The sequence below is a fragment of the Nostoc sp. NMS9 genome, from assembly GCF_017114995.1.
Classification (GTDB): domain Bacteria; phylum Cyanobacteriota; class Cyanobacteriia; order Cyanobacteriales; family Nostocaceae; genus Nostoc.
Genome location: NZ_JABXKL010000072.1, coordinates 15,471 through 28,673, shown reverse-complemented (window position 1 = coordinate 28,673; position 13,203 = coordinate 15,471). Strand labels below are relative to the sequence as shown.

At 41.8% G+C, this 13,203-nt stretch carries 8 protein-coding genes; 5 read left to right on the top strand and 3 right to left on the bottom strand.

From position 1 onward, the window contains the following. The first annotated feature begins 6 nt into the window (after window positions 1–6). From HWQ40_RS21845 to HWQ40_RS21835, 3 genes are all read left to right on the top strand, one after another. The gene (locus tag HWQ40_RS21845) at window positions 7–2,775 is read left to right on the top strand and encodes a hypothetical protein (RefSeq protein WP_292781708.1); all 2,769 of its coding nucleotides are present in this window, start codon (window positions 7–9) and stop codon (window positions 2,773–2,775) included. After that, window positions 2,772–5,729, top strand: coding sequence for a pentapeptide repeat-containing protein (locus tag HWQ40_RS21840; protein WP_292781705.1), 2,958 nt, complete (start codon window positions 2,772–2,774; stop codon window positions 5,727–5,729). Before HWQ40_RS21845 ends, HWQ40_RS21840 begins: the two co-directional genes overlap by 4 nt. A 671-nt stretch (window positions 5,730–6,400) precedes the next feature. After that, window positions 6,401–7,315, top strand: coding sequence for a M23 family metallopeptidase (locus HWQ40_RS21835; RefSeq protein WP_292781703.1), 915 nt, complete (start codon window positions 6,401–6,403; stop codon window positions 7,313–7,315). Between the two features lie 210 nt (window positions 7,316–7,525). Here the strand turns inward: HWQ40_RS21835 and HWQ40_RS21830 are convergent, their stop codons facing one another. Both HWQ40_RS21830 and HWQ40_RS21825 read right to left on the bottom strand, forming a co-directional pair. Continuing rightward, complete coding sequence (locus tag HWQ40_RS21830) at window positions 7,526–8,380, bottom strand: cyanophycinase (RefSeq protein WP_292781701.1); 855 nt, start codon at window positions 8,378–8,380, stop codon at window positions 7,526–7,528. A 346-nt stretch (window positions 8,381–8,726) separates the two neighbouring features. Next, window positions 8,727–8,930, bottom strand: a complete 204-nt coding sequence (locus HWQ40_RS21825) for a hypothetical protein (protein WP_292781699.1) — start codon at window positions 8,928–8,930, stop codon at window positions 8,727–8,729. A gap of 331 nt (window positions 8,931–9,261) precedes the next feature. Between HWQ40_RS21825 and HWQ40_RS21820 the strand changes: the two genes are divergently transcribed. Together HWQ40_RS21820 and HWQ40_RS21815 are read left to right on the top strand one after the other, a co-directional pair. Next, entirely contained in the window at window positions 9,262–11,172 is a 1,911-nt protein-coding gene (locus tag HWQ40_RS21820; RefSeq protein ID WP_292781696.1) for an acetate--CoA ligase family protein, read from the top strand. A gap of 276 nt (window positions 11,173–11,448) precedes the next feature. Further along, complete coding sequence (locus HWQ40_RS21815) at window positions 11,449–12,039, top strand: thioredoxin family protein (protein ID WP_292781693.1); 591 nt, start codon at window positions 11,449–11,451, stop codon at window positions 12,037–12,039. A gap of 7 nt (window positions 12,040–12,046) precedes the next feature. Here HWQ40_RS21815 and HWQ40_RS21810 read toward each other — a convergent pair whose 3' ends face one another. After that, window positions 12,047–13,162 carry a sensor domain-containing diguanylate cyclase gene (locus tag HWQ40_RS21810; protein ID WP_292781692.1) on the bottom strand — a complete coding sequence of 372 codons (1,116 nt, stop codon included), beginning with the start codon at window positions 13,160–13,162 and terminating at the stop codon, window positions 12,047–12,049. Between the last annotated feature and the right edge of the window lie 41 nt (window positions 13,163–13,203).

Genomic DNA, 13,203 nt, shown 5'->3' with positions numbered 1-13,203 from the left:
TTTAGTATGAGCGAAGACTCAAACTTGCAACTACCCCTACTAAACTTATTTGACCGACTGCAAAAAGCAGGACTGCCACTGGGTATTGATGAGTATAAACTAGCGCTACGTGCCCTCCAGTCTGGTTATGGCATTCAAGACCATGAAGCCCTAGCTCGGCTATGCCGCACCTTGTGGGTTAAATCAGAAGAAGACAAGCTACTGTTTAACTATCACTTTGAACAGGTCATGGATGAGGAGAGTCAATCCTTTGCTGAACCCGAACCGATCCAAACTCTGCCCAAAGTAGAACCGCAGAAAAAGAAACAACTCATCAAATTACCTCGACTTTCACCAACTCGTCGCATAGTTTGGGGCGGTACTCTGTTACTAATTGCCGGAGTAAGTTTTTGGCTAGTTAGACCCCAACCTAAGAAATGTCCTTACTTCACTAGTGTGTCACCCATAAAACTAGTCAGAGTAAATCAAGAGTACAGTTATGAAGTAAAAGCTTGTAAGGCAAATGAAAACGATCGCCTAGAGATTACAGCCTTAAAAAAACCACCCTGGCTAAAGTTAGAAAAAGGTGTAGATGGGACAGTTACGCTGAAAGGTAAACCAGTGAGTGAGACCTATGGAAGCGCCCACCTATGGGATATGTCTGGTAAGCCACTGGGAGAATTGAACTATAATTATGATGATTTTTCTCTGCAAGACTTTTACCTTGATGGTTCATATTTTGTCTTCTCAGAACGTAACAAGATTGTTCACCTGCGGAGCTTGTCTGCGAAGCAGATAAAGAAAGATTTGCAGCATTCATGGCAGGTTAATCAGCTACGTTTTAGTCCTGATGGTAAAATCCTTGCGACAGTCACAGGAAATGGCTTTGTGTACTTATGGGACTTATCAGGTCAGCAACTTGCTAAATTCCAGTATTCAGGGAAGGTTAATGACCTAAGTTTTAGTCCTGATGGTAAAATTCTTGCGATCGCATCGGGAGATGGCTTGGTTCGTTTGTGGAACTTGCCGAATCGGCGACTAATAAAAATCAAGCATTCAAGGAGAGCTTTCAAAGTTACTTTTAGCCCTGATAGTCAATACATAGTTACCAGTTCCGAGGATAAAATTCCCCGCCTATGGGATATTTCGGGTAAAAAGATTAAAGATTTGAGTCCAGATTCTCTCAACTTTACTGCTTTCAGCGCCGATGGACAGAGCGTGGTTACTATATCTCTTCGAGACCCAAAAAAGAATGTATTATACGTCCGTTGGTTTGATTTGTCGGGAAAACAGCTAGCAGAATTACCATTATCAGAAAATTTTCCATATTATTTTGATTCTCCAGATTATTCTGATCAATACATAGAATTAAGTTCTGATAGACATTGGATGGTTCTTCTAGGTGAAGAAAAGCTGATTCTGTTAGACCTTCAAAATCGTAAAAAGTTTCAGGAATTACCATACAGAGTAACAAAAGTTAAGTTCAGACCCGATGGACAAATGATCGCCATAGTCTTCTCAGACAATGAGCGTACTGTTAATCTATGGTCTCCATCACAAGATACTTTTGGCAAGCAAATGCGGCTGTTGAGACATCAAGACAATATTCAAGATGTCAGTTTCAGTCCAGACGGACGCTTTGTTGTTACAGGTTCTAGCGATCGCACCGCCCGCATTTGGGATATATCTGGTAAAAAACTCAAAACATTACTCCATAACGGAACAGTCAACAGTATCCAGTTTAGTCCTGACGGCCAGCACCTAATTACCACCTCCAAAGACGATATTCATGAAGTAAAGCTACAAGTCACCGATGCATCTGGCACGATAAAAGACACCCAGCCATTCAAAATTAATGTTTTAGCAGGGGATAGTCCTGATACACAACGACTGACGTACCTGGCGATCGCTGGTGTTGTTGCCTTTACAGTATGGTCAGGAGGATACTTCATTGCTAGATTCTGGCTAGAACGTCTTGCCAAATCGAGGGTAAAGGAAATAACCCCATCGCCTGAATCTACCTTCATACCTACCCCATCGTCTGAATCTACCTCCGCACCTACCCCATCGACTAAGGAACAAAAGGCACAGCCGGAAGATGTGGTACAGGTTGTGCGGGCAGTACGGCAAGCTATTAGGATTGAAACAGGTGAGTATTTTCCGGTCACTCGTCGGCAGATGAAGCAGAGTTGGCGCTACCTGCGGCGCTTTGTGCGAGACGGCCCTGCCACAGAACTCGACATAGAAGCCACTGTTAAGCAGTTTGCTCGTCAGGGAATATTACTCCAGACTGTTTTGATGCCCCGTCGAGTTAATCGGGCACAGTTGCTGCTGTTGATAGATCGGGACGGCTCAATGATCCCATTCCATGAACTATCTCGTCGCCTCGCAGAAACAGCTGTCCAAGGTGGACGTTTAGCAAAAGCGGATGTTTACTATTTTCACAACTGTTCCGATAAATATATCTACCAAGACCCTAGCTGTTGTGAGGCTAAACTATTAGCTGATATCCTTGCTAACTACTCATATAGTGCAGGTGTGCTAATTTTTAGTGATGCAGGCGCAGCCCGTGGCGGTTGGAATCAAGAACGTATTGATCTGACTCAACAATTTTTGCAGCAACTTAAACAGAGAGTGCGCTATATTGCATGGCTTAATCCCATGCCCAAATCCCGTTGGGACAGCACAACTGCTGGTGAAATTGCCTCTTTAGTGCCGATGTTTGAGTTAAGCCGTCAGGGATTGCAAGGGGCGATTAGTGTTCTGCGTGGTAAATTAACTCCCTATCGCTTATGAGACAAACAGTCGCCATTCGCCGAATAGAATCCTTTGAAAAACGCTTTCGCAAGCCTCATCTCTACTTGGCTTACCATGCGGCTTTTCCGCTGGCTCTTACCCCAGATTTACTGTATCGTTTATGGGCTAACTTTCAGCAAGATATTCACGGTGAATTGCTCAATATTCCTTGGGAGGCGGTCGCAGACCTTTTGCTCTCTAGCTTATGTGAAGAGGTTGGGCATGAACTTTACGAAATGGATAGTGCGATAAGAAATGAACTTTTGGCACGTTTAAAAGCTGACGAAAAGTTCTACAACACAAATTCCAAACAAGACCGAATTCTGCAACTGTCTGACTTTTTACTAGAATACGTTGACCGTCAACTTCAGAGTGAGGATCTAGATGTTCGAGACTTTGCCGAGGCTCAACATTGGACAGCACTAGCATACGCTAAACCAAGCAAAGCAGTCGAGCAGATTGCACGGGCGTTTAGTCAACTCCAAGCAACAGCCTCAGAATTCAATTCCACAGACAAGACAGAAATTCTCCGCCTCGCTTCTTTGGTGGAAACCTTTGCTGAACCTTTAGCTGAGGCGCAATTGGAACCATTATTAGTTTACACCCGTGCAATGGCAAGCTTTTCTCGTGGCGATATCAAGGGTGCTACTGCTCAACTTAGTAAAATTGCTGAAGCAGGCAAGCTGGAAATTGCTGGACAAGAGTTGCCCATTCCTGAACAAATTAAAGAAAATCTCGGTAAGCCAAGTTTACCTATCGGGAAAGATTTTAGTAGTCAAAACTTAAAAGGTCAGTCTTTCAAAGGTCAGGATTTAACCGAAGCAAACTTTAGCTATGCTGATTTGCAAGGGGCAAACTTTACTAATGCCCGACTTGTGGGAGCAAACTTCAGCTATGTCAAAACAGGATTGCAAGGTCGCTGGGCATTTGCGTTGATGTTTTGTTGTTTTCTGCTATTAATACTATCGACAACTGCTGCATCGCTGATCGGTACTGGGTGGGTAGCAATCATAGATAGTGAATCTCAAAAAAAGACTACAGTTCTCATCACCACAGGGATACTAATATTAGTAATATTTGCAATAATTTGCATTTCTAATATTGGCAAAAGCTGGCAATCTATATTACAGCGAGGTTTAATACTAACAGTGTTGTTATCTCCAATAGCACTGCTGATTGCTATCCTACTATCCTTTGCCCTCAAGACTGTCACATTACCCTCAAGTAATAGTGAGTGGACAAGCTTTGTATGTTATATGTTCAGTAGTATTGGGTTCAGCCTTTGCAGTTTTTGGACTATTTACAAGGGTGTGGGTAGAGCTTGGGTTGCCTCTGCTCTGGCTTTAGTAGGATCGGCTTGCCTGACTATAATGATTAGTATTGGTATTTTTAGTTTAGCTACGAGTTCGTTAAAAAGGATACAAAGTGAGGTGTTTTTAGTAGGGGTAGGGGTTACTGTTTGTTTAGCTTTTGCTTTTGCCTATTTCTATCAAAATCACTTGTTAAAAAGTCAGTTAGAAACTAGAGAAACTGGTAATAGGCTGCATATTTTAGGCATTAACTTCAGATGGATAAGATTCCCTTGGGTAATAGCCATTATTGTAGCGATCGCTTTGGGAGTTAGCCAATTTTTTGGGAAAGTCGATATAACTATTGGTCTAAGTTTATCTGGAATTGCTCTAATTTGGGCCTTATCTCTGGTATATGAAACTGCTCGTACTAGAGCAACACTAGTGAGGATGTTTGGTTTAGCTTTATTGTTTTCTGGAATTGTTGCAATTTGTTGTATAGGTATTGTATTTATAGTAACTTCAAATACTTATACTGCAAGTGAACAGGCTGAGATACTAGCACTTGTTCTGCCAACAGCTTTAATTGTGGCGATGTTTTTGATATTAGCCGGAGCAGCTAACCTTTCTGGTGCGATCACTGGAATTATCTTTGTAACAGTTGTAGTTGCTGTATTTTTCACCTTAGTTTTGCTTAACGATAACGGAAATTCGCTATACAATAGTTTATTTCAGTTAATAGCTTTTGTTGATTTGCTAGTCCTGGGAGGTATAACGGCGGTTTTAGCTACGGCAGTAATTATGGCTATTGGCATTGTTGTTACTTGGGTAGAGTCAGGTAATCGGGTATTAGCTTTAATTTGGGGCGTAGTCTTGGCATTAATTACACTAGTGCTAACAGTAGGAACTATAGCCTTTTCAAAGGCTTCATCTCTGGTAATTGCAGGCACTATTGTTACAGGTTTAGCAACTATCCAACTGGGTGCTTACATCGCTTGGCAGGCTCTTGCAGAAAATGTCAAGTTTATCTCGGTTCGCAATTTTGCTCTTGCCTTTGCAGGCGCAGGTGGTACGAATTTTTTCAATGCTGATTTGACTGATGCTAACTTTTCTCAAGCCACTCTCAAATGTGCCAACTTCCAGCAAGCCAAACTCAAAGGTACGCGCTGGTTCCAGGTAAATCAACTTGAGCTTGCCTCTGGGAGTGACAGTTATTTACGATATCCTTCAGTACAAAGGTTATTAATCAGTGGTAATGGACAAAACCAAAACTTTGATGGTTTAGATTTGCGAGGAATTAATCTGCGGGGAGCAAACCTGGCTGATGCAAGTTTTTTGAATACAGACTTGAGTGAAGCAGACTTGCAAGGAGCTAACCTTTCACGGGCAAAGCTGATTAATACTCGGCTCAATGGAGCTAATTTAGCGATCGCTCAACTTACTGGTGTTTTTATTTACAACTGTGAACTGACACCAAAAACAAAATTAGCAGGGGTAGAGTGCGATTACATCTACACAAAACTACCTACCAACGATAACCCCGATCCAGGTCGTAAACCGGAAGTAAACGGTAGGATATTTAAACCAGGTGAGTTGGCTGAGGTATTGATGATTTTGTATTCTACACAATCAATTGGTCACGAAGGCGATCGCAGCATAAACTAGAAACACTTTAGGCAAAATGGGATCTGTGCCATCAAAAATTATCTAACTTGCGTCACGCTTCAGCAGATGAGACTGATGTAAATAAGATGTTTCAATTAGAACAGTAAATTTATGATGAAAAAGCGAACCTGGCATATTTAGAGAATGAAATGAAAAAAATTGAATCTGCATTGCAACCATAGGATTTATTAAAACTTCATTCAATTATGTAGGAAAACTAATATCGTGTCCGGCTAAAGACTTATCATTTAGACCGCAGTTATTGCAGGGAGCAGGCGGAAAGAGGCTTTTGGGATTTTTGTACAGATGCGGTAAATAAGTGATTAACCGGACTTGATATAAGACCTCGTTGGTGAATTCAAAATCTAAAAAGCTAGAAAGCTGCAAACTCATACCAATTCTGTATGAAGATTCGCTAAACCATATTTAAGTACAAGAAAGAAAAACGAACCACATTCGCGCAGCGTCTCGTAAGAGTTGGACGCATTCGCGCAGCGTCTCGTCAGAGAAGAACACAAAGAAAGAAAGAAAGAAAGAAGAAGTTAAGAGGGTTTGGCGCAGCCTCACAAAGAAATGGTATCACTAAAGATTTCCTGATATTTTCCGAGTAAGCTTGAAACAACAAATAATCAGAAAGTGTCTGAATTATTGTTCTAATAAACTTGCAACTTATGAAAAAAGCTACTGCTTATCGATACCGTACTTATGGACTAGTTGGCTTAATATCCTTAACCACTGTATTAAGTACAGCTACATCTGCCTTAACACAATTGGCAGGCGATTCCCCAATTAAGCAAACTCCTGTCCCTACTTCTAACTTAATCTGGCCAACTAAAGGGTTTATTTCTCAAGGCTTCCACAAATATCAACACGAAGGAATTGATATTGCAGGGGCATCTGGAACTCCTGTTGTGGCTGCGGCATCCGGTACAGTTGTTAAAGCAGGTTGGGATAATTGGGGATTAGGAAATGCCATAACTATTAAACATCTCGACGGCAGCATTACTGTCTATGGCCACAATCGCCGTTTGTTGGTGAGCAAGGGTCAACAGGTCATTCAAGGTCAAATGATTGCTGAGATGGGATCTACAGGCAATAGTACAGCACCTCATCTGCACTTTGAAGTTCATCCAAATGGTCGAATAGCAGTTGACCCCCTTCGTTTATTGACATCCGTAACTGCAAGTGTTGGCTCTGGTTCTAAAGTTCAGCAAGTGGATAACCAGAACCGCCCAGTCTCGCCACCCCCAGTAGCAAATCAAGTTTCACCTTCACAGCCAATTCCAATAGGTTTTGCACCTGTAAGCGCTGATACTAAATGCAATGGAGTTACCATCATTGAAGGTGAGACAGCAAGCATTCGTGTAAAAGTCTGTGAAGAAAATGGTCAGTTATTTTATATTGGGCAATTGAAGCAAGACCCAAGCAAGCCTATAAAGATAGTAGCTTTGAATATTGGTAAAGACAGATATCGAGCAGATAATGGTAGTTTTTATTATTTAGTCACTCCACAAAGAGTTGAAGTTTGGCGAAATGGCAGTCAGATTCGTTCTGACAGTTTTTATAGTTTAACGAAATCGCCTTGATATTCCTTCTACCTTACTTTGGTGAAGATGGTTATTTTAAATATTACTCTTTAGCTATACCAGATTGTTAAAAACTTAGCTACTACGCAAACTTTATTTCGCTTACACTCAAGTTTTGAACAGCTTGATATCCCCTGCCTACCAAAGGTTGAGGCAGGGGGTATTACAGCGATTAGATAAAACTTTCAGTTTAAATACACTTGTTAAAAGTTAAGTGTTAACTGAAGCAAGTGATTGAGAGCCATTTGGTACAGAGCCATTATTTAGGATAGGCTGACGAGTTTTCAGGTCAAATTTGAAGCCATGTGGCAAAATATGAAGCTTTGCTCCACAAATCGCTAAAGACTCATCCTTCAAAATTTCGTCCATATTGTTATATGTAGCTTCTGATTCATCAACAATCGTAACCGCACCTTCACCAATTACTTCAATTTGGTTATCTATCACTACCATAGCGGTATTTTCGTCAATACCAAATCCTAAGACAGCAGGCTGTAATATCAAAGCTGATATTAAACGTCCCAAGCGTCCGCGTTGGGAAAAATGCTGGTCAATTACTACCCCTGGTAAAAATCCCAAACCTGGACCCATTTCGACAGTTTCAATCCGAGGATGTGTTTCTGAGTCGCCTTCCACAATCATTACGTCTGGCATCACAGCAGCTCCGGCGCTTGTACCTGCGATAACTACACCTTCAGAAAAGCGCTGGTGAATCGCCACATCGATTTCGGTGTCCTTGAGGATGTTGGTAATACGAGCTTGATCTCCCCCTGTAAAAAATACTCCAGTTGCTTTACTAATAGCTTCCAATGCGGTAGATGAAGATGCATCTTCACGGGTTTCTGTATCAATAATGCGAACAGTTTCAGCTCCCAGCCGCTCAAACACTCTGATATAATTTTCTCCCACTTCTCTTGGTAGTTCTGTTGCTGCTGTCAGAATTACAATATACGCCTTTGTACCTCCAGCACGTCGTACAAAGTCCCGCAAAATTACAGAATCTCCCTCTTTATCTTCGGCTCCCCCAATAATTACCAACTGCCTTTTGATATTACTTTCCACCATGATGCCCCCTGGATTTGAGTTAATAAATCTCACTAAAACATGACAATTCAATGTATCAAATCATCCCTTTGATAGATTACTTGATAAAAGTAGGATGAACATTTGCTATAAACGCAAACGCGAGTGCGTCTCGTCTCGTAGAGAAGCGGCTGGTCGTTAGACATCGCAATTAGACCAAAAGACTTTTCCGATACTAAATAAAATCTACAACGTCAACTGCCTCTAGAAGTATTTTCTAGAGGCATTATTGGCTATACTGCTAATTGTTGATTGGAGATTTCTTGTGCGATGTGAGTAATTGGGATTGACTCTAGCCAGATGCAATTTAGATATCTGATTACAAGTCCTAATCAACCCGACTTCTGTGAAGCAAGTTAGTTAAGAAAAAACGTGCTTGTTCTAGTGGGAGATGCCTGGGTTTGCCTTGGTAAACAATTTGATACTCATTCATGTCTGCCCCATCTCCATGTCCAGAGATCAGCTTTTGGTGAAAAGCTTCGTCAGCAAGTTCTCGAATTTCATCTCTTAGAGCAGCTTGTGTGCTATTCATACTTTGCTGTCTTTTTATACTGTCTTTTTAATGACCCATATTTATTTATACAATTTTTGGATGAGTGTTGCACCTTTCAAAGGTTATATCTTTGATTATTCATGAGGATGAATTGACTGTTCTTGATTACTGGCAGAAGATTAGAGATTTAATTATGCCTTAAGATAGTTAAAAATGCTTAGTAATAGAGTTAGCGTGAGTTCTGATTAGCTCAGTGGCAAAGCCATAACTCTCCAAAAAAATTAACCTGAGTCAATCTACAATCAATAAGTCTGAGTAACTACAACTCAGCATTAAAATTTCAGGGTGTTTAGCCGAAGGTTCGTAATCAATGGTTTTACAAAAAAGCAGTGAATTAGTCCGCATTAATGCTAGAAGAACGGATGTATTCGATATTTTCAACTTCAAGCATTACCTTGGCCCCAACCCTTATTTGAATGTAGGGGCGCTAGTATTTGATTTTGCTCTAATTGACTCTAGAGAGCCTTTGCCCATTGAAGATTATATTGCCAGCATTGGCGATCGCTATCCAAATATTCGCGATCAAACCTACGAATCTTATGCTCATCTCTTTGCCCAAGTTGTGTCCGAAGCCGGAAAATTGGACATGGATTTACACCTTAACCGCTGGAGTGTTAAGCCATATCCAAATCTCACGCGGATTAGTATCCAATCACTACATGAACGCACAACTAGAGAGGTAGTCTACTTTGTTTGGGATTGGTTTGAAGCCATTACCCAAGACGAAGACTTTACCTTTGATGAGCAACTGATAAGGCTGCAAGATAAATTTCGCGCATCTGTCTACGGTGGCCCCACGGTTTACGCCCTATTGCGAACAGCTTATGAGAAAGGTATTCCCGCCTTTTATTTGTGGGAAGAAGGATTGATGCAATACGGCTTGGGAAAAAAACATGTCCGGGGGGTAGCAACAACATTTAACTGTGATAGCCATCTAGATTCGGAGTTTACTACCCGCAAAGATGATTGTAAGGCATTTTTGAAAACCTTGGGTTTCCCAGTGCCTGAAGGTAGTATTGTCTTTTCCGAAAAAGAAGCCTTGGCAGCAGCAAGAGAAATTGGCTACCCAGTTGCAGTTAAGCCAGTGGTAGGTCACAAAGGAATTGGCGTTACGGCTGATGTGCAAGACTCAAAAGAACTGATATCTGCTTATAATCGTTCACTGGCAGCGATTCCCGAAAATCAGCAAACCCGAATAATTGTTGAGAAAAGCATCACAGGATCGGATTTTCGTTTGTTGTGTGTCAATGGTCGATTCGTCGCCGCCACAGAACGCCGTCCAGCATCAGTTGTGGGTGATGGGTATTTAACGCTTGCAGAGTTAATTCGCCAAGAAAACCGCAAACCTGCACGTTTAGACACGCCAACCTCGCCGATGAGTAAAATTCAGATCGATGAAGCGATGGAACTCTACCTAGACGAACAGCGCTTATCATTAGACAGCGTGATTGAGAAAGGACGCACTGTCTACCTGCGTAAAGTCGCCAATCTTTCAGCCGGAGGTATGAGCATCGATGCAACTCCGACAGTTCATGATGACAATATTATCTTGGCGCAAGATATTGCCCAACATTTCCAACTGACTTGCCTGGGAATTGATGTTATCACCAAAAGTCTCGCAGAATCTTGGAAGTCCAGTAACTTTGCCATCCTGGAAATCAATGCTGCACCAGGCGTTTTAATGCATCTTAAACCTTCTGTTGGTGAAAGTGTTGATGTGCCTTCTCATATTTTAGAAACCTTTTTTGAGTCGGGTACAGATGCCAGGATACCAATTATTACCTTTAACAAAATCTCAGTTGAAGAACTGCAAGCGACGATTGACCATATCCTTTTGCAAAATCCCAACTTGACAATAGGTGCTGTTTGTCGTGATGCCGTTTTTGTGAATCGCTCGAAAAAAGTATTAAGCAAAGATTACAACAGTAATGTCCAAACTTTGCTGCGTCATCCCAAAGTTGATTTACTAATTGCCGAGTATCCTGAAGACATCCTCGAAGAACAGGGCATATTTTACCAGAATAGTAATATCGTAGTTTTGGATAATCCTACCGAAACTGAGATGATTTTGGTGCGGGATGTTTTCGATGGTTCGACTGTGGTGATTAGAAAAGGCAACGATATTTCTATTCGTCGCAAAGGGTTGATTGAAGATTATACCTTGGGTGAAGATGAACCATTCACGCGGGTTTATTTGAAGGAAACTGGAGCGATTTTGTGAGTTAAGTAAATAGGCGCTTTGGGATTGGGGAGCAGGGGAGCAAGTCTTTCCCTCCGCCCCTCTTCCTCTTGTGCCCGTGCCCAATGCCCAATTTCCATTTTAAGCTTCCAATGCTGGAGAGATTAAAGCTGTTTACGGACGCGCTCGCTTCCGTTATGGATGGAAGAAACACGTCAATTCCTTCTGCCTCCTGCCTCCTGCCTTGTTTCTTAGGAGAGTGCCTGGAGTCAGCTAAACTAAAGAAGAAATTGCCTAATAAGTTTTAATAATGCTGTTATGAGTACTGATTCACCTGTTAATTCTCCCGAAAAACTTGAATCTACATTCGGGAAGCGTCTGAGAAACTTTTTAATTGTAATGGTAGCGATCGCACTTAGCGTTTCCCTCGTCTTAGGATTGCGAACTGAAACAACCTCGGCAACTCTAGCCAAGTTAAGTGAGACTTCCACACCGTTAGAAGTAGCAATCAGCAACGGCAAACCATCTCTAGTAGAGTTTTATGCTGATTGGTGTACTGTCTGCCAAAAAATGGCACCAGATATCACTCAATTAGAAACAGAGTATGCTGACAAGATGAATTTTGTCATGCTGAATGTAGATAACACCAAGTGGCTGCCAGAAATGCTGAGATATCGGGTAGATGGGATTCCCCATTTTGTATTTTTGAGTCAGCAAGGGGAAACCATAGCTCAAGCGATCGGCGATCAACCCCGGACGATTATGGCTAGTAACTTAGAAGCTTTGGTTACTGGTTCCTCTCTCCCTTACGCTCAAGCTAGCGGCAAAGTTTCCAAATTTTCAGCCCCAGTAGCACCAACGGCGAATCAAGATGACCCCCGCAGTCATGGCAGCCAAGTAGTAAATTAAACGTTATTCATGTAAGAGATTGCCGCTTGAGACGCTTGTGAGCATACATTAATTCGTCAGACCTAGCGATTAGTTGTTCTAGTGACATATTGCTCTCTGGTGAGTAACGCTCTATACCGATACTCATCGAAAGTTTATAGCTACGGTTTTGTTGTTGATTAAAGTTGGCGATATTTGTTTGTAGACGCGCTTGGATACTATCAGCGTCCTTGAAGTAGCTGGAGATGAAAACAATAAACTCATCCCCACCCAAACGGGCAATAATATCTGAGTTCCGAAAACTTTGCTTAAGTAATCGACCAGCATCAATAATCAAGGCATCTCCTATGTCATGACCAAGGGTATCATTAATCTGTTTTAGTCCATCTAAATCAATGAACATAACCCAGCAAAACACTTTCATGCGGTGAGCAATTTTCAACTGCTGTGCAGCCATTAGGAAGAAACCACGTCGGTTATACAAACCTGTGAGTTCATCAGTCAGCAATAACTGTCTTCCTTCGATCTCTGCTTGTTTGCGGTTGCGAACTTCCTGAATGAGTTCCATTTGAGCGATCGCCTGACGACTTAGGCGGCGCAGTGCATCTAACTGCTGGTAACTTAGGTGATGAGGAATGGTATCCATCACACACAAAGTCCCAATTGGAAGACCATCGGGCGTAATTAGAGGGACACCAGCATAAAAACGAATTTTGAGATTATCTTTGACTAAGGGGTTGTTATTAAAGCGATCGTCTTTAATGGCGTTGGGAACCACTAATATATCCTCTGGTTGAAGAATGGCATGGGAGCAAAAAGACCCATCTCTGGGTATTTCGCTACTTTTTAGTCCAACCTTAGATTTAAACCATTGGCGATCGCTATCAACTAAACTAATTAAAGCAATTGGAGTCTTACAAATGTAGGCAGCAATAGCAGTTAGGTCATCAAATGCTTGTTCGGGTAGGGTATCTAGAATATTGTAGTCTGCCAGCGCTTTGAGCCTTTCTGCTTCATTGTCAGGTAGAAGAACAGCTTGGGTTTTCACAGATGAGTGTCTAAGCCTTAGCCAGGAAAGTCTGGGATGCTGGAAATTTCGGAATAACCGCAGCATTACCTTTCTAGCAACAAGGCTGCGTGACATAAATATCTCTGCAACGAAAATCAACATTCGGTTGAATATAC